We start from the raw sequence: 18,046 nt of genomic DNA, 5'->3' as shown, positions 1-18,046 counted from the left end.
ACAAAACAGGGCGGCCGGGACATCCCCGGCCGCCCTTTTTCTTTTGCCGGCGAGCGAAGGGTCGGAAGGCTCAAGCCGCGATCAACCTGTCCCACGCCGGGAATAGTGGAGCCCGTGCCTTGCCAACCAACCGCGCGCTGCAACATGGGGGCATCAATCGGGTTGCAGTCTCATGGTTGACGTATCAGTGAGAGTTGAATGCCCCGTCTGACCGAAGCGACCGCAGCCAAGCGGCGCATGCACATCCTCCAGGCCGCCGCGCACTGCCTTTTCGAACGCGGCCTGCTCGCCACTTCGGTGGATGATGTCTGCGCGCAGGCCGGGATCAGCAAGGGTGCCTTCTACAGCCACTTCCCGAGCCGCGAGGCGCTGATCCACGCAGTGACCGACATGCTCTCCGCCGAGCTTGGCCCGGTGGACGACAGCAGCATAGCCGCGCTCGCCGATTCCGTGTTCGAGCGCCAGATCGCCCCTGCCCTGCCCCCCGCCAACGCCCGTTTCGGCATCGAGATCACGGCCGCCAGCGCCAGTGACCTGGGGCTGCGCGAACGCAACACCGCCAATCTCGAGCGCCTGCGCATGGCGATCGAAACCGCGGTGCACAGCCTGGTCGCCGCCGGCAAGGCGCGCGCCGATGCCGATGCGGAAGCAGTGGGCTGGCTCACCCAGGCGCATGTGATGGGCGTGCTCTGCCGCAACGCCGTCTGGCCCGCGCAGGACGAGGCGGCGCTCCGCCGCGCGACGCACCTGCTGTTCGAAAGCCTGCTCGCTCCGGTTTAGTTGCGTTCCCGGAAGGTTTCCGGCAGCCTCCCCGCACAACGCAGTGGAGGGGACTGCAATGCACAGCGAAATTCTCGTGCCAGTGGTGGCGCTTGTCGCCTGGACCCTGGTGATGCTGGCCTGGATGCTGGTCCTGCGCATCCCCGCGATGAGCAAGGCTGGCGTCGATCTCGGCAAGCTGATCGGCTCCAAGGGCTCGGACGCGGACAAGATCCTGCCCGCCGAAGCGCAGTGGAAGGCCCACAACTACAACCATCTCCACGAGCAGCCGACCCTGTTCTACGCCATCGCGCTCACGCTCGCGCTGCTCGATCGGGGCGAGGGCATCAACCTGTGGCTTGCCTGGGCCTATGTGATCCTTCGCATCGCCCACAGCCTGGTGCAGGCGACCTTCAACAAGGTTTCGACGCGCTTCGCGCTGTTCCTGCTCTCCACCCTGGCGCTGGCGGCGCTGACCCTGCACGCCGGCATCGCGATCGTGATGGATCACTCTGCCCCTACCCCGATCGAGACAACGGCGATGGTGGTGGATCGCTAGGCTTGGCCAGCACCGTCACCCTGAACTTGTTTAAGGGGCAACCTTCCCCGGGCGACACCGTCGCTGGTCGCACCTTGGATGCTGAAACAAGTTCAGCATGACGGGAACAACTAGGCGAATAGCCTACTCAGGCTGCGCTCAAGCATCAGCAACTGCCACAGCGTCCGGCCATGCTCGGCACGGCCTGCCTTATGGTCCGCCGCCAGCCGCTCGATCGCATGCAGGTCGAACCAGCCTGTGCTCTGGAGCAGCTTCGAGCGCCCCAGCGCCGCAGCTTCATCCGCCAGCGCCTTGCGGAACCAGGCGCTGATCGGGGTCACAAAGCCCATCTTGGGCCGGTAGAGCACGTCCTTGGGCAGATAGGGCTCCAGCGCCTTCTTCATCAGCCACTTGCCTTGCCCTGCCCGGATCCGCAGCGATGGCGGCAGCGTCGCCATGAACTGGACCAGCCGATAATCGAGCAAGGGCTCGCGCGCTTCCAGGCTCACCGCCATGCTGGCGCGATCGACCTTGGTCAGGATGTCGCCCGGCAGCCAGTGCTGGATATCGGCATATTGCGCCCGGTCGAGCCCATCGCGCGCCGGCGCCTGGCGCATCGTGTCGGTATACCGCTGTTCGGCGGTATGCCCGGCCAGCGCCTTCTTCATTGCGTCGCTGTAGAGCGCGGCCCGCAGTGCCGGCCCGGTAACACCCACTGCCTTGGGATAGGCCTGCTCGCCATTCTCGGCGAGCGCCAGGAAGGTGGTCTTGGCGCGAAACGGCCGCGGCGCCCAGTCGGCCTTGGGATAGAGCCGCCCCAACGTGCCGAACAGGCTGGTGCGCAGCTCCTGCGGCAGCAGCCCCCGCATCCGCTCCTCAGCCGCGAAGAACTTGTAGCGGCGATACCCCGCCAGCGCCTCGTCCGCTCCATCGCCCGACAGCGCCACGGTCACGCTCTCGCGCGCCAGCTCGCACACCCGGTAGGTCGGCAGCGCCGAGGCATCGGCAAAGGGCTCGTCGAACGCATGGACCAGCGTGTCGATCAGTGCGAAATCGTCCGACGCGACCTTGCGCGCCTGGTGCGCGGTGGCGAAGCGCTCCGCGACCATCTGCGCATAGGCGGTCTCGTCATGGTCGGCCTCGTCGAAGCCGATCGTGCAGGTCTTCACCGCCGTCTTGCTCGCCTCGGCCATCAGCGCGACGACCGCCGAGCTGTCGACGCCGCCCGAGAGGAACGCCCCCAGGGGCACGTCGGCAATCATCCGCGAGCGCACCGCGCTGCGCATCATGTCGAGCAGTTCGGCCTCGAGATCACGGACCTTGCCGGTTGCGCGCTTCGAGAAGTCGATATCCCACCAGCGCTGCGGCGCCAGCACCGGCTTGCCGCGTTCGAGCAGCAGGAAATGCCCGGCGGGCAACTTCTTCACGCCGCTCAGGATCGAGGCGTCGTCGGGCACGTAGCCGAGTCCCAGATAATCCTCGACCGCCTTGAAATCGGGCGTGCGGCGGAACAGCGGATGCGCCAGTAGCCCCTTCAGCTCCGAGGCAAAGGCCACCGCCCCGTCCGACAGCTCTGCGTAGTGGAGCGGCTTCACGCCGAACCGGTCGCGCGCCAGGAACAGGCTCTGCGTCCGGGCGTCGTAGAGCGCGAAGGCAAACATGCCGTTCAGTCGCTCCAGCATCCGCGGCCCCCAGGCGCGCCAGCCGTGCAGCAGCACCTCGGTATCGCTGTCGGTGGCGAAGCGCGCGCCCTTGGCTTCCAGCTCGGCGCGGACCTCCTGGAAATTGTAGATCTCGCCATTGTAGGTGACGACCACGCCCTGGTCCGGCGTCGCCATCGGCTGCACGCCGCCTTCCAGATCGATGATTGCCAGGCGCCGATGCCCCAGCCCCACGCCGGCAGTGACCCACACGCCCGATCCGTCCGGCCCGCGATGCACCAGCGCATCGGTCATCTGCACGATGCGCGCGGGGTCCACAGGCTTGGCCAGCGCGGGATAGTAAAGGCCGGCGATGCCGCACATTCAGCGAAGATTCCTCATTTCACTCCCCTCCCTGGAAGGGAGGGGTCGGGGGTGGGTCCCTGCACACGATACGGTGACGCCATCACGCGGCCGCCGTATCGCCAAGACGCCACCCACCCCTAGCCCCTCCCTTGCAGGGAGGGGAATAGCACGGGTGGAAGCCAAGGAAATCAGCGCGTGCCCGTCATGCGATCGGCCAGCCCCTCCACCGGCCCCATAGCACCCAGGAAATCCTGGATAGCAGCGTGTGCGCCATTCTCACTGCCCTGCTCGGCCGAGAGCAGTACCGCCACGCCGGACTGGTTGCCGCCGAGCAGCTTGGTCTTGAGCGTCTCCAGCTTCACCCGCTTCTCGCTGCCGGTCAGCACGCCGCCGATCCGATACCAGGTGACGACCTCGCGCTCGACGCGCCCCGGCCCGGTCATCCGCAGCGCGGCGCCGCGGCGTACCGGCCCGAGGTCCTCGATCTTCACCCAGCGGTCATTCTCACGGATCGCACCGATGCCAAAACCGACCAGCTCGCGCCCCTCATGCTGGGTCGCATAGACGGCCACCGCCAGATCGACGCTGCGGCCATTGTCGTCGGCATAGCGCCCGATCAGCATGTGATCGGCGCCCGGGAAATTGGGCGACCAGGCCGCGCGTGTCGCCGGCGGCACGCGGTGCCAGCCCGGCACGTCGGGCAAGGCGATCTGCGCGGGCAGCTTCGAGGCGCGCGCGTCGTTGAGGCTCGACCAGCCGAGGAACAGGCTCGCCACCAGCAGTACCAGCACAGCCGCGATCGGCGCATCCACCCGGCGGCTCGGCACCGTCTGCAACTTGGCCGGATCGAACCAGCGCGCATCGGGATCGCGATCGAACCATTTCCAGCCGATCGCCAGGACCGCCGCCATCACCAGCGCGAAGAATACCCAGCCATAGACGATATGGTCGAAGCCGGTCGCCGCCGCCACGGAGGTCCACCATGCCGCATAGATCGTCCCGAAGGCGCGCAGCCCATTGGCAAGGATCGGCACGACGACCGCCGCGACCATGAATGCCGCGCGCTTTCGCCACGAGACGTAGCAGACATTCGCCACCAGCACGCCGAACGCGATCATCGCGATCACGAACTTGGCGCCCGAGCACGCCTCGGCCACTTCGAAATAGCCGTTGGACGTGGTGATCAGCACCCCGTCCACACTCGCCGGGACCCCGAATGCGTGGAGCATCGGCATGATCATCGTGATCGTGATGTCCTGCAACGGCCCTTCCATGAAGTCACCGAACGGCACCAGGAACGCCATGTAGCAAAGCGGGAAAAGCACGGCGCGAGACACGTTCGGCCCCAGCACGCTCACCACCGCCCCCTGCAGCATCAGCACGAGCCCCGCATGACGGAACAGCGCGACGCCCGCGGCATCGCCGACCATCCAGCCGAGCCCGCCGCACGCGACGATTGCCAGCCCGGGCCACCAGCCCTGCGGCACGACTTCGCTTAGCTCCAGCCGGCGCTGCCATACCAGCCAGGCGATCACCGGGGTGATGAACAGGCAATGCCCGAAGGTCGTGTTGGTCCAGTAGATCGTTGCCAGATCGGCGGTGTCGCGGTGGAAGATCGCCAGCAGCGCGACCCATACGGCGCCGAGGATCGCGGCATGCCGCTTCCAGCGCGCGTCGAAGCTGGCTGTGGCGGGCATGGGAGCCTGCGCAGGGATCGCTACATCAGCCATCAGAACCAAACCTCGGCATCGCGACCCCAATCCCGTCATCCCCGCGAAGGCGGGGATCCAGGGTTACTTCGCGCATCGCTTTGGGCTCTGGATCCCCGCCTTCGCGGGGATGACGGAAGAAGGAAATCACGCCGCCCGCCGCGGCTTCTTGGGCACGTCGGTCACGCGGGCCACGCGTTCTTCCTTGGCCGGGCGCAACGGCTGGCCGAGCACTTCGTCGAGCGGGCTCAGCCGCGCTTCCCAGCTGTATCGATCGATCACCCGCTGGCGCGCCGCCTCGCCCAGTTCGGTCGCCTTGCGCCGGTTGGAGAGCAGCCGCGTCACATGTTCGGCCATCTCGCCCACGGTGGCGCCGACCAGGATGGTGCCGCCATGGTCGATGCCGGTCGCGGCGGCCTCGCTGGCCACCACCGGCCGTGCCATCGCCATGCCTTCCAGCACCTTGTTCTGGATGCCCCGCGCCAGCTTGAGCGGCGCCACGACTACCGCCGCCTGCGCCAGCCAGCCGCGCACGTCCGGCACTTCGCCGATCACCGCGACACCCGGATGCTTGCCCAGCGCCTTCACCGCGTCGGTCGGGTTGCGGCCGACGATGATGAAGCGGGCATCGGGATGGACCAGGCGGATATGCGGCAGGATCGTCTCGACGAACCAGGTCACGCCCTCGATGTTCGGGCGATAGTCCATCTGCCCGGTGAAGACGATCGTCGATCCCATCACATCGACGCGCTTGAAGGTCGATGCGGGGTCGAAATACTCGGTGTCGATGCCGTTCTCGAGCACATGGACGCGATCGGCGCCAGTGCGCTGGCGGAACAGCTCCGCCTCCGCCTCGCTGACGAACAGGTTCGCGTCGGCGCGCTGCGCGATCGCCTTCTCATGCGCGAGCAGCATCCGCGCCTCGCGGCCGAGCATCCAGCGCATCGGCCCCTTGGAGCTCTTCGCATAAGCCGCGAACTTCGCCGAATCCATGTCGACGAAATCCATGATCACGCGCTGGCGCGGCCGCGGCGGCAGATACTGCGCCATCTGGCTGGAGAAGACGTAGATCGTGTCAATCCGGTGCCGCTGAAGGATATTCTCCACCGACTGGCGCAGCGCATCATTGTCGAACGCCGTGAGCGACACCGGGCGGTGCTGCATCAGCGCCTGGAAGCCCGCGACCATCTGCGACTTGGCACGCCACACGATCGAGCGGTTGCCCGTATATTTGGTCAGCCCGCCCTTCTGCTTCAGATCGGCAGGATCGTCGGCAAAGGCGATCAGATGCACCCGCTGCTTCGTCGACAGGTATTTGAGGACGTGGAAGCCGCGGATCTTGTCACCACGGTCGGGGGGATAAGGCACGCGGTGTGCCAGGAACAGGATATCGCCCATCAGCCAAGGCCCTTCGCGATCAGCGGACCCGCGCGATTGGCGATCCACAGGGGCAGCTTGCTCCAGACGCGCACCTGCAGCGAATATTTCGGGTTCACCGGGCTCGCGTCGCGCGGCTTGGCGCCCTCGGCGATGCGGTCGTAATAGGTCAGCGGCTTCGGCTCGAAGCCCCAGTTCTTCTTGAACGCCGCCGGGCCGGTCCCGGTCTTCGAACGGCCGAAGTCGAAACGCTGGCAGCCGCGTTCGCGGGCATGGCGCATCAGCTCGAAATACATGCGGTCATTGGCGCGCAGGCCGCGCGCCGCGCGCGTGCCGCCGCCCCAATAGGGGTAGACCGTCCCCTTCCAGTAAAGGTTCAAAACGCTCGACACTGCCACCCCGCCATGGCGGACTATAAGCACGTCCGCCGAATTGCCAAATTCCCGCAAAACCTCGGAAAAAAGACTCCGGGGAAATACGGGCGTGCCGAGGTTGCGGACCGATTCGGCATAGACGGCATAATGAGCGGCGATGTCGTCGGGATTACAGCCGATCGATATCTCCAGATCGTTCTCCAGCGCCTTGCGCACTTCGGCGCGCTGCTTGCGCGGGATGGCGAGCAGCTCGGCATCATCGTCCGCGGCCAGGTCGCGCACGAAACCCAGGTAGCGCGTGTCGTCCACGCTCCATTCCGGCCCGGGCAGCGGCCCGCCGCGCACTTCCATCACCGGGCATTTCCGCTTCTGCGCCAGCATCCAGGCCGCGTCCGCCATCTGCGAGACCAGCCGCGCGTCATGCGTCAGGATGCCTCCGCCCACGCCGAACCCGGCCGAGGCGAGCACCTTGCCGAAGATCGGCGAATAGATTTCGGTCAGCGGCATCACGCCGGCCAGGTCGCCCTTGGCGTTCTCGGCGATCAGATAGTGGCTCTTCTGCCCGCAGCCCCGTGCCACCCCGATGCTCCAGGCAGGCAGATGGAAGGGTGTACCCTCGGGATGATCGTGGACGAACGCACCGATCCGTGCGCGCTCGATCTCGTCGCCCAGGTCGGCGATGCGCAGAGGCACCGGCTTGGCGAGCAAGGGCGCGTTCACTTGGCGCACTCCGCCTTCAGCTTCTCCGCCTCGCGTGCGGCGACTGCGTCCATCCGGCCCCATTCATGCCCCGCGATCAGCGTTTCGAGCTTGCCCGCCATTGCGCCCAACCGGCTGTAGTGGCGCAGCTTCGACTTGAACGGCGCATCCTGCACGCGCGGCTGGCCCGGGTCGATCTCCCAGGGATGAAAGTAGAAGATCGCGGGACGAGCCGCGTCATTGGCGGCGCGCACCGCGCGATAGGTCACTTCGCCGGGCAGCAGCCGGAAGAAGCCGCCGCCGGTGGTCACCTCGCGACCGAAGAAGCTCGCCAGCGTGATCGGCACCTCGATCAGTTCGGCGCCCGGCACCGGCCAGAAGGCGCCGCGCGGCGCATCGTGCCAGCCATAATGGTCATGCTTCACCGGCGCGACGCTCGAAGAATAGGCATAGCCTTCCTCGGCCAGCACCTCGTGGGCCCAGGGCGTGCGGCGATCGATCGAGAAGCTCGGCGCGCGGTATCCGGTCACGCTCGAGCCGCTCGCATCCTCGAGCGCCTTGCGCGCCCGGCCGATATCGGCGCGGAACTGCTCGGGATCGAGGGTGAAGACGCGGGCATGATCCCAGCCATGGCTGGCGACCTCGTGCCCCGCTTCGGCGATGCGGCGGATCAGCGCCGGATAGCGTTCCGCCACCCAGCCCAGCGTGAAGAAAGTCGCCTTGACCCCGCCCGCATCGAACAGCGCCAGCACCTTGTCGGTGTTCGCTTCCACCCGGTGCTCGAGCGAATCCCAGTCGTCGCGCGCGATCGTGTTCTCGAAGGCGCCGACCTGGAACCAGTCCTCGACATCGACCGAGAGCGCGTTGACCACCATCGCGATCAGGCCACGTTCCCGCGCACGGCCGACAGGTCAGGGCGGCGGCCCTGCGCATCGCCCTGCTCGACCCAGTCGACCAGCAGACCCAGCACGCGGCGCAGCGCCTCGTCCTGGTCGCGCAGCTGCACCTCCAGGTCGGTGATCCGGCGCTGGAGCGTGTCGTCGGCAACCGGCGCCACCGGAGCCGGTGCCGTGAAGACCGGGCGCAGCGGCACCGGGTCGGTGGGATGCGGCGGCGGCACCGGCGCACCCATCCCCATCGGCGCGACATCGGTCAGCTCATAGGGTTCCGGCTCAGTCACCGGCGCAACCGGCGGCGGCGCGAACGCCTCGACCGGCGGCGGCGCGAAGGCAGCCGGCGTCGCGATCGGCGCCGGGCGATAGGTGGAGAGCGGCGTATCCTGGTTGAGGTCGGCGATCACCGCCGCCAGCTCGTTCGCGCCGAACGTCTCCATCTCCTCGACCGCACCGAACAGCAGCACGCGGCTGGCGAGCTGGTTGATCCGGCGCGGCGAGCCGCCCGACCAGCGATGGATCGCCGCCACCGCGTCATTGGTGAAGCGCGGCTTGCCGCGCCAGCCGACACAGGACAGGCGGTGGATCAGGTAGGGCTCGACTTCGTCGGCCTGCATCGGATCGAGATGATGCATCGCGATCACGCGCTGGCGCAGCTGCTCGAGCCGCGGATCGCTGAGGGTCACGCGGAACTCCGGCTGGCCGAGCAGGAAGATCTGCAGCAGCGGATAGCCGCCGGCCTGGAAGTTGGAGAGCATGCGCAGCTCCTCCAGGCTCTCGATCGGCAGCGACTGCGCCTCGTCGACCACGACGAGCGTTCGCCGCCCGGTACGCGCCACCGCATGCAGCCCGCGCTCGATCTCGCCCAGCATCTCGGCCTTGTTCAGCCCCGAGCTGTCGATCCCCAGCCCCTGGCAGACGAAGCGCAGCAGGTCCTCGGGGCGCAGCTGGGTCGAGACGATCTTGATGACATTCAGCCGCTCGCGGTCGATCTCACCGAGCAGGTGACCCATCAGCGTGGTCTTGCCCACGCCGGGATCGCCGGTGATCACGACAAAGCCTTCGCCCTGACTCAGCCCATAGCCGAGATAGGCCATCGCCTTGCGGTGCGTCGCCGTGTCGAACCAGAATTTCGGATCGGGGGTCAGCTGGAAGGGCCGGCCGGTCAATCCATAGTGATCGTCGTACATGTTCCCGTCCCGACCCTTAGAAGCCGTAGCGCAGGCCCAGCAGCGCCTGTGCGCTGGCCGAGCTTTCGCCATCCCGCTCGAACCCGAAGATGCCCGTCGAAAGCGTGGCACCGAGTCGTCCGAAGCGATGGGTATAGGCGGCATTCGCTCCCCAACCGTAAATGCCGTCGTTCCCCGGGATGTCGCTGTTGTAATAGCTGCCCAGCACGCTGCCCTGGAGCGAGCCGTTCGCGCCGACATCGGTCGAGGCGAAGAGCTGGCCATAGATGGTCGTGTCGCTGGTGCCGTTGGTGGTGAAGCCGGTGCCGCCGGTCGGCGCGATGAAGTCGCGCTTGGCATAGCCGCCGCCGATGCCGAAGCGGGTGCCGCCACGGCCCATCACCGCCACGCCGGTCACGCCGCGTGCGCGATAGGCGGAGGTGGTGGCGGAAGCGAGCACAGCGTTCATGCAGCCACCTGTCGCCGCGCTGGTCGTCCCGTAGATGCAGCCCTGGAACTGGTTACCGAACGGATCGGTACTGCTCGCGATGCTGGTCGGCAGGTTGGAGAGCCCGCCGTTCAGCTGCTGGCCGAAGGTCTGCACCGTGTCATAGACGCCGATCTGGATGCCGCTGCCCGGGGTCGGCTGGTAGCTGAGCGAGCCGGTATAGCTCATCGAGCCGTAACGCCGGCCCACGCGCGCCTCGAAGAAGGTGCGGCGGCTCGGCTTCCAGATCACGCCGGCATCCCAGAACACGCCGTCCAGGTCATAGGCGATGCGGCGCGGTGAGTTGGGATCGGTGCGGAAGCGCCCTGCCCCGTCGAGCACCGGCTGGCCGGCGCCGTTGAGCAGCGCGTCGCGCTGGCTGATCTTGATCTGCTCGTAGCCGACGCCGCCCGCGAGCGCGAGGCCGCGCATGATCGGCAGCACCACGTCGCCGCGGCCCCACTTCCCTTCGAAGCGCTGGTCGAGCTGGCCGGCGTCCTCGCGCGTGTACGAGCCGCTTACCGTGATGCCGACGGGCAGCACCGTGCCCGACTTCACGCCGACGCTGGCGGTCGCCACATGCACCTTTGAATCGTCATAGTAATCGAGCCGCGGCTGGCCGGCGGCCAATCCGGTCGAACCCGGCGCTTCCACCTTCGTATAGCCGAAGCGGTAGGCACCGTTGACGAACATCGGCCCCAGATGCGTTGCGAGGTTCGGGCCGACATAGGCCGAGAAGACCTGTGCCGAGTTGCTGAAATTGCCGACATTGCTGGTCTGCACGTCACCGCGGACGTCCGAACGGGTGCGCGTGGCGATGCCGCCCGCCTCGATCGACAGGCCCGGCGCCACCGCCGCCTTCACGGTCGCGAGGCCGCTATGCGTGTGATCGTTGTTGAGCTTGTTCTGATAGTCGAACCGGTGCTCGTAGCGATAGCTCACCTGCACCTCGACGCGGCGGGACTGCACCTGCGCATCGATGCCGGCGCCAAGCGTCGAGTAGGTCAGCACGTCGCCGCCGTTCAGATCGGCCGCGACCACCTGGCTCGCTTCGACATAGGGCGTGATCCGGGCGCGCTGGGCGCTCGCCGGCGTGATGGCGGTGGCGGCCAGCAGCGCCGCACCGGTAACGACAAGCCGCTTCACCGGCTTTCCTCCCCATATTCGTAATAGCTGCCAAACCGGCGGCCGCCGGGCTGGAACGAGACGGAATTGAGCACGAGCTGGATATGCTCGCAGGCATCCAGCGTGTTGACAGCCTGGCGCAGGTCGCCCTCGCTGGTCTTGTCCGCGCGCACGACGAGCATCACCTGCCCGACATGCAGCGCCAGCACCGAAGCGGGCGACGCCGCGAGCGCGGGCGGCGAATCGAAGATCACAATGCGGCGCGGATTGGCCTCGGCCAGCCCGTCGATCACCGCACGCGCGCGATCGCTGGCCAGCAGCTCGGTATCGCTGATCGAGCGGGCACCGGCCGGCAGCACCGAAAGCTGCGGCACATCGGTGTCGATGATGCAGTCCTCGACATTGGCCACCGAACCGGCGAGCACATCGAGCAGACCCGGACCGTTCGGCAGGCCAAGCCGCGGCAGCACGTCAGGCTTCGGGAAATCGGCATCGACCAGCAGCACCTCGACGTCACGCTCGGTCGCCATCGAGAGCGCAAGGTTGATCGCGCAGAAGGTCTTGCCCTCGTTCGGCTGGGCCGAGCAGACCAGGATCATCCGGGCGCGGTCGGCGGCCTTGACGGTATCCTTGGCGGCAACGGCGCGCGCGGTGAGCAGCAACTGGCGCTTCACCATGCGGAATTCTTCCGCCAGCGGCGTGATCGGCCCACCGGGGATCAGCATCCCGCCCTGTTCGAGAACGCCCCGATCGATCGGGGCGACGCGATCGCGCGTACGGGCGGTCGAAATCTGCGGCTCGGAGACCGCGCTCTCGGCGATCTCTGCTCCCCGGCGAAGGCCGGGGCCCAGGATCACGGGCGACTCGCTGCTGGGCTCGGGACCCCGGCTTTCGCCGGGGACCGGCTGTGCCTGGGGCACTGGCTCGGGAGCAACAACAACGGGCGCAGCAACCGGCGCAGGCGCAGGCGCCACGACCGGAGCCGGCACAAGAACAGGAGCCTCAACTCGCGGCTGCGGCGCAGGCGCGGGCGATGGAGCCTCTGCACGCGGCGCCTCAACCCGCGGCTTCGGCGCAGCCTTGGAAACCGGTGCGGGTGGCACGTCCTCGATCGGCGCGGGCGCATAATGGAAGCCCTGCGCGGCGCGCTCGAGCAACGATCCCTTCAGGCGGCGGGGCGTATGGTCATTCATCTCAGGCTCCCATGCCCCGCTGAAGGAACTCGACCCCGATCAGCCCGACATAGGCAACGCCGAGCGCCGCGACGCCGCCTGCGAACAGGGTCAGCTTCTTGCGGCGCATCGCGGTCTGCGCCGCGGTCACCACTTCGCCGATCGATCCGATCACCGGCATGCCGCTCGCCTTTTCCAGCTTGGCGGCGGTCGGGAAGGTCGCGGTCAGCTTGCCCAGCGCAAATGCGAAGGCCACGCCCGCGCCCAGCCCGGCGATCAGCACGCCGGTCAGCAACAGCGGACGATTGGGCGAGGTCGGCGCGCGCGGCTGGGTCGGCGGATCGACGACGTTGAACTTGTCGGCATCGGCGACATTCTGCGCCTGGCTCGAAATCTTCATCTGCTCGCGCTGGGCGAGCAGCTGGTCATATTGGGTCTTGAGCACCTGATACTGGCGCTCGATCTCGCCCTGCTCGGCCGCGACGCCCGGCGCTTCCGCCATCTTGGCGCTCAGCGCGTTCAGGTCGCCTTCGATCTGCGCCTTGCGCTGGACGAGCGCGGCAACCGTCGCCTGCTTGTCCGCCCGCATCGACTGCAGGCCGATATAGACCGGATTGGAAGCCCCCGCCGACGCACCACTCACCACCGGCTCGCGCGAAGCGGCGGACTGCGCCGCCGCCAGCTGGTTCTTGAGCGCGATCATGTCCGGATGGCTATCGGTATAGCCCTTGGCCCGCGCATCGGCGATCTGGCCCTGGATCGCCTGCAGCCGCGCCCGCGCCGGCCCCGCGACCGCGCCGCCGCCCGAACCCGCGATGTTCGCCGGCGTGCCCGCCATCTGGGCATTGACCACGTTCAGGCCCGATTGCGCCGCCGCCAGGTCGCCCTGGATCTGCGCCAGCTGCGTCCGCGCGGCCGAGACGCGATCCTCGATCGATCCCGTGCCCGGCAGCGAGCCGAGGAACTTCGCCTGGAAGTCGGCACGCTTGCTGTCCGCGTCCTGCAGCTGCTTCTGCCGCTCGGCGAGCTGCTGGTCCATGAAGTCGAGCGACTGGCTCGACTGGTCGCGATTGTCGGAAAGGTTGGTCTCGACGAAGATGTCGATCAGCTTCTGGGCGATCTGCTTGGCGAGCTTGCCGCTCTGCGTCGTCACCGTGATCTCGAACAGATTGTCCTGCTGCGCGGTCAGCTTGATCGCCGCCTGCAGCCCGGCCACGCGGTCCGCCACGTCGCGGTCGGTCGCCACCGTCCGCGCCAGGTCGGTGCCACGCACCACCTTCTCCAGGTTCACTGCGCTGGTCAGCGTCTGGCGGATCCGGTCAAGGTCCTTCTGCTGGTTGAGCGCGGTCGTCCCGTCGGTCGGGATGATCTGGCGCAGCTGCACGAAGATGCGCGCGCGCGATTCATATTTGTTCGGCATCTGCGACACGACCAGCCAGCCGGCCAGGCAGATGCACCACGCCACCGCCAGCGCAATCCAGCGCCGTTGCCAGACCGCGTGCAGTGCGCCGCGCAGTTCTTCGTAGAGGTTCCCCACCCGCGCTACCTCAGAACATGCTCTTGGGAATGATGATCACGTCGCCCGGTTCGAGCTTGACGTTGGCCTTGATGTCGCCGCCCAGCAGGGCACCAAGGCGCAGCTTGTATTCGGTCTGCTTGCCGGTCTGCCGGTCGTAGCGCACCAGCCGGGCGCGATTGCCCGATGCGAACTCGCTGAGCCCGCCCACCGCGATCATCGCGTCGAGCGCGGTCATGTTGGCGCGATACGGGATCGAGGCCGGCTTCTCGGTCGCACCGACGACGCGGATCTGCTGGCTGTAGGTGCCGTTGAAATTCTCGACGATCACCGAGACGATCGGATCCTTGATATACTCGCTGAGCGCGTATTTCAGGTCGTCGGCGAGCATCGCGGGGGTCTTGCCCACCGCCGGCATGTCGCTGATCAGCGGCACGGTGATCCGGCCGTCGGGGCGCACCTGCACCTTCGAGGACAGCTCGGGGTTGCGCCACACGAATACCTGGAGCTGGTCCATCGGGCCGATGACATATTCCTCGCTCGGCACCTCGCGCTCCGCCACCGCGGCCGCGGGCGGCAGTTCCGGACGGCCCCCGCCGCCGCCGCACGCGGCAAGCGCAGCCGCCATGCCGAGAGCCAGAACAGTCCTGCCGAAACCGATGAAACGCATACCGAGCTCCTTTTCCTGCCGGGCCGAAAGCCGCCGACGTCTCGACAGCAACCCGCGCAGGATCAGGGTCAGCTATGCGCTTGAGAGGTAAATATCGGGTTAGGGGTCGGGCGTGCGCAATCGATTCATCCCGATTGCGCACGCGTTCCGGGGCGGGACAGCGATGCCGGTCGCAGCCAGGTCATCGCCAGTCGCCCCGTGCTGGCGGCTCGCGAGCCTGCCCGGCACCGCCGAATTATCGGGAGGAACCACATGAAGATTCGGCAATCGCTTTTCCACGCATCGCTGGCGATCACCATCGCCGCCTTTGCGGGGCAACCGGCGCATGCCCAGACCGCCACGCCCGGCTTCGGCACCGACAAGCGCGCGCCAAAGGGAACCCCCTTCACGCTGCCGGCCGGCATCGAGCTCGCTGGCCCGCTGTTCCCCGCCGATGACGACGGCAATTGCCCCAGGGCGCGGACGGCAACCGTCGGCAGCGGCCTCATGGTCCGGCGCTGCGTGCCGGTCCGCAACCGCACCGGCGCCCCCGTCACCGTGATTTTCCCCGCCGGCCTGGTCATCGTCAGCGCATCGGAAGGCTTTCAGAACGGCCTGCTGGTCGAGCAGCAGGTACTGAGGATCCCGCCGACCACCAATGGCGGTCCCGGCCGCCTGCTCGACGAGAAGGGTAAGCCGACCGACATCGTCAATATCCCGCTGCACGTCTATTGCCTCAACAAGGACCGCGAAATTCCCGAGGGCGGCGGCCAATATGCGATCGGGCCGGTCAGCCAGCATGCCGGTCTTGCCGAGCTCTACGCCTTCATGGCGGACAAGGATTTCAAAGGCGACGGCCAGCGCGTCGAGGTGCTGCAGGAAGTGGTCTGGGAGGTCATCAGCACCGGACGCTTCACCGCCAAGGATCGCGCCGACCTCCTGCGCGGCTATATCGCCGACGCATAAGAGCCGCGCCGCGGTGTCGCGGAACCAATCGCGCCGGCCGGCGTTGTCGGACCAAGTGTGTTGCTATCACGCAACACCGCGAAAACCCGCTTTTGCCTTCGCCAAGCTTTCCTTTGTACCAATTCCCATCGGATTGGTGTGAATTCTGCTCACCATAAGAAAAGGTGGGCCATCACATGCGTTTCCGTACATCCTCGCTCCTCGCCATCGCCACCACGCTGGCGGTCGCCGCCCCTCCCGCCTTCGCGCAGGACACCACGCCCACCGCGGAACCGCAGGCCGAACCGGCAGCGCCGGCCGAAGACACCCAGATCGTCGTCACCGGCACCCGCGCTCAGGGCCGTTCGCGGCTCGACACCGCCTCGCCGGTCGATGTGCTGAGCGGCACCGCGCTGCGCAACCAGGGTACGACCGAGCTTGGCGCGGCGCTGTCCACCGTCGCGCCCTCGATCGACTTCCCGCGCCCCTCGGCGGTCGACGGCACCGACGCGATCCGCCCCGCCACGCTGCGCGGCCTCTCGCCGGACCAGACGCTCGTCCTGATCAACGGCGTGCGCGCCAATGCCTCGGCACTGCTCAACATCAACGGCTCGGTTGGCCGCGGCTCGGCCGCCGTCGATCTCAACACCATTCCCGCCACCGCGCTCGAGCGGATCGAAGTGCTGCGTGACGGCGCCTCGGCCCAGTACGGCTCGGACGCAATCGCCGGCGTGATCAACGTGCGCCTGCGCGAGGCCCGCTCGGGCGGCGGCGTCACCGCCACCTATGGCTTCTACGCCACCGACATCGACACTGCTCGCGGCAGCCGCTCGGTCACCGGCGAGCCGACCTTCACCGCTTCGGCCTGGCAGGGCCTCGGCTTCGGCAATGACGGCTATGTCACCCTCTCGGGCGAATATACCAAGCGCGAGCCGACCAACCGCGCCGACTTCGATCCGCGCGTCACCCCCACCCGCGTCACCGGCCGCTTCGGCGACCCCGAGGTCGAGCAGTATACCGGCTATATCAACGCCGGCACCGGCATCGGCGACAACTGGAAGCTCTATGGCTGGTTCGGCTATCAGGACCGCGACAGCCGCAGCGCCGCCTTCCCCCGCCTCGCCAGCGCCGCCACCGCGGTCTCGGGCATCTACCCGAACGGCTTCCTGCCGATCATCAACACCAAGTCGACCAACGCCAACGGCGCGCTCGGCCTCAAGGGCGACCTGGCCGGCTGGAACGTCGACCTCAACGTCGCGTACGGCCGCAACAAGATCGCCTATTACACCCGCAACTCCGCGAACTACGCGTACGGCAACGCCTCGCCGACCAACTTCTACGACGGCGCGCTGATCTATGACCAGTGGGTCGCCGGGCTCGACGTGTCGCGCAGCTTCGACGTGTTCCAGTCGCTCAACGTCGCCTTCGGCGTCGAAGGCCGCCGCGAGGGCTTCAAGATCACCCCGGGCGAGCAGGCCTCCTATGGCTACCCGACGGGCGTCACCACCGGCACCCCGGGCGCGCAGGGCTTTGGCGGCTTCTCGCCGGCCAATGCGATCGAGCGCGGCCGCAAGAACGTGTCGGGCTATATCGACCTCGAGGCCCAGGTCACCGACAAGTTCCTGGTCGGCCTCGCCGGCCGCGCCGAGCACTATACCGATTTCGGCGACACCGGCACCGGCAAGGTCTCGCTGCGCTATGACGTCACCCCCTGGTTCGCCCTGCGCGGCACCGCCTCCACCGGCTTCCGCGCGCCGAGCCTTCAGCAGCAATATTTCACCTCGGTCGCCTCGGTGATCCAGAACGGCAACCCGATCCTCACCGGCACCTTCCCGTCGGTCAGCCCGGTCGCCACCGCGCTCGGCGGCCTGCCGCTCGAGCCCGAGCGCTCGACCAACCTGTCGTTCGGCACGGTAATCCGCTCGGGTGGATTCGACCTCACCGTCGATGCCTATCAGATCCGCCTGCGCAACCAGCTCGCGCTGTCGGAGAACATCGCGTCGAGCTTCAGCCCGCAGGTCGCGACTTTGCTCCTGCCCTACAACGTCTCGGCCGCGCGCTTCTTCATCAACGGGCTGCGCTCACGCGTCCGCGGCGTCGATGTCGTCGCGCACTACAAGCTGCGCGCCGACGACGCCGGCACCTTCGACTTCACGATTGCTGGCAACCTCAACCAGACCAAGGTCGATCGCAGCTCGATCCCGACCTCGACCGGCACGGTCAACCCGGCGCCTGTCCTGTTCGCCCGCAGCCGCATCTATTCGATCGAGCAGGGCACGCCGGGCGAGAAGCTCACCGCCACGATCGACTGGTCGCTGGACAAGCTCGCGATCACCGCGCGCGCCAGCCATTATGGCAACGTCATCCAGCCGGGCACCACACCGGCGGCGGACATCTACACCGGCAAGCACACGATCGCCGATCTCGAGCTGCGCTACCAGGCGCTCAAGGGCGCCCAGATCGCGCTCGGCGTGAACAATTTGTTCGACGAATATCCCGACTACACGATCGCCGCGAACAACAGCACCGGCGTGGTCGGCTTCCCCTATTACTCGCCCTTCGGCTTCGGCGGGCGGTACGTTTACGCCCGCATCGGCCTGAGCTGGTAATCGACTGTTTCCCTGCGCT

General features: G+C 67.4%; 14 protein-coding genes. 4 read left to right on the top strand and 10 right to left on the bottom strand.

Features of this window, described 5'->3' with window-relative positions; genetic code table 11:
• The first annotated feature begins 198 nt into the window (after window positions 1-198).
• Together O3305_RS01590 and O3305_RS01585 are read left to right on the top strand one after the other, a co-directional pair.
• Window positions 199-780, top strand: a complete 582-nt coding sequence (locus O3305_RS01590; RefSeq protein ID WP_269574868.1) for a TetR/AcrR family transcriptional regulator — start codon at window positions 199-201, stop codon at window positions 778-780.
• A 58-nt stretch (window positions 781-838) separates the two neighbouring features.
• The gene (locus tag O3305_RS01585) at window positions 839-1,318 is read left to right on the top strand and encodes an MAPEG family protein (RefSeq protein WP_269574867.1); all 480 of its coding nucleotides are present in this window, start codon (window positions 839-841) and stop codon (window positions 1,316-1,318) included.
• A 110-nt stretch (window positions 1,319-1,428) separates the two neighbouring features.
• On the opposite strand, the gene O3305_RS01580 is transcribed toward O3305_RS01585, so the two are convergent.
• The 10 genes from O3305_RS01580 to O3305_RS01535 form a co-directional block, all read right to left on the bottom strand.
• Window positions 1,429-3,321, bottom strand: a complete 1,893-nt coding sequence (locus O3305_RS01580) for an XrtA/PEP-CTERM system amidotransferase (RefSeq protein WP_269574866.1) — start codon at window positions 3,319-3,321, stop codon at window positions 1,429-1,431.
• Window positions 3,322-3,491: 170 nt separating this feature from the next.
• Entirely contained in the window at window positions 3,492-5,000 is a 1,509-nt protein-coding gene (gene xrtA, locus O3305_RS01575; protein WP_269574865.1) for an exosortase A, read from the bottom strand.
• A gap of 159 nt (window positions 5,001-5,159) precedes the next feature.
• Complete coding sequence (locus O3305_RS01570) at window positions 5,160-6,410, bottom strand: TIGR03087 family PEP-CTERM/XrtA system glycosyltransferase (protein WP_184167521.1); 1,251 nt, start codon at window positions 6,408-6,410, stop codon at window positions 5,160-5,162.
• Window positions 6,410-7,483, bottom strand: coding sequence for a FemAB family XrtA/PEP-CTERM system-associated protein (locus O3305_RS01565; RefSeq protein ID WP_269574864.1), 1,074 nt, complete (start codon window positions 7,481-7,483; stop codon window positions 6,410-6,412). Before O3305_RS01565 ends, O3305_RS01570 begins: the two co-directional genes overlap by 1 nt.
• Window positions 7,480-8,334 carry an XrtA system polysaccharide deacetylase gene (locus O3305_RS01560; protein WP_269576600.1) on the bottom strand — a complete coding sequence of 285 codons (855 nt, stop codon included), beginning with the start codon at window positions 8,332-8,334 and terminating at the stop codon, window positions 7,480-7,482. The genes O3305_RS01565 and O3305_RS01560 overlap by 4 nt, the downstream gene beginning before the upstream one ends.
• An 8-nt stretch (window positions 8,335-8,342) precedes the next feature.
• Window positions 8,343-9,545: an XrtA/PEP-CTERM system-associated ATPase gene (locus O3305_RS01555; RefSeq protein WP_269574863.1), complete on the bottom strand. Its 1,203-nt coding sequence runs from the start codon at window positions 9,543-9,545 to the stop codon at window positions 8,343-8,345.
• A gap of 16 nt (window positions 9,546-9,561) precedes the next feature.
• Complete coding sequence (locus O3305_RS01550; RefSeq protein ID WP_269574862.1) at window positions 9,562-11,157, bottom strand: hypothetical protein; 1,596 nt, start codon at window positions 11,155-11,157, stop codon at window positions 9,562-9,564.
• Entirely contained in the window at window positions 11,154-11,993 is an 840-nt protein-coding gene (locus O3305_RS01545) for an AAA family ATPase (RefSeq protein WP_353739216.1), read from the bottom strand. The genes O3305_RS01550 and O3305_RS01545 overlap by 4 nt, the downstream gene beginning before the upstream one ends.
• A 337-nt stretch (window positions 11,994-12,330) precedes the next feature.
• Entirely contained in the window at window positions 12,331-13,845 is a 1,515-nt protein-coding gene (locus O3305_RS01540) for an XrtA system polysaccharide chain length determinant (RefSeq protein ID WP_269574861.1), read from the bottom strand.
• 10 nt (window positions 13,846-13,855) lie between these two features.
• Window positions 13,856-14,452 carry an XrtA/PEP-CTERM system exopolysaccharide export protein gene (locus tag O3305_RS01535; RefSeq protein WP_409372633.1) on the bottom strand — a complete coding sequence of 199 codons (597 nt, stop codon included), beginning with the start codon at window positions 14,450-14,452 and terminating at the stop codon, window positions 13,856-13,858.
• A gap of 294 nt (window positions 14,453-14,746) precedes the next feature.
• Here O3305_RS01535 and O3305_RS01530 point away from each other — a divergent pair, with 294 nt between their 5' ends.
• Both O3305_RS01530 and O3305_RS01525 read left to right on the top strand, forming a co-directional pair.
• Window positions 14,747-15,439: a hypothetical protein gene (locus tag O3305_RS01530; protein ID WP_269574859.1), complete on the top strand. Its 693-nt coding sequence runs from the start codon at window positions 14,747-14,749 to the stop codon at window positions 15,437-15,439.
• Window positions 15,440-15,615: 176 nt separating this feature from the next.
• Entirely contained in the window at window positions 15,616-18,027 is a 2,412-nt protein-coding gene (locus O3305_RS01525) for a TonB-dependent receptor plug domain-containing protein (protein ID WP_269574858.1), read from the top strand.
• Window positions 18,028-18,046 lie beyond the last annotated feature (19 nt).

The organism is Sphingomonas sp. NIBR02145, assembly GCF_027359115.1.
Taxonomy (GTDB): Bacteria; Pseudomonadota; Alphaproteobacteria; order Sphingomonadales; family Sphingomonadaceae; genus Sphingomonas; species Sphingomonas kyeonggiensis_A.
The sequence above is the reverse complement of the archived record's forward strand: the minus strand, read 5'-3'. Positions and strand labels throughout refer to the sequence as shown.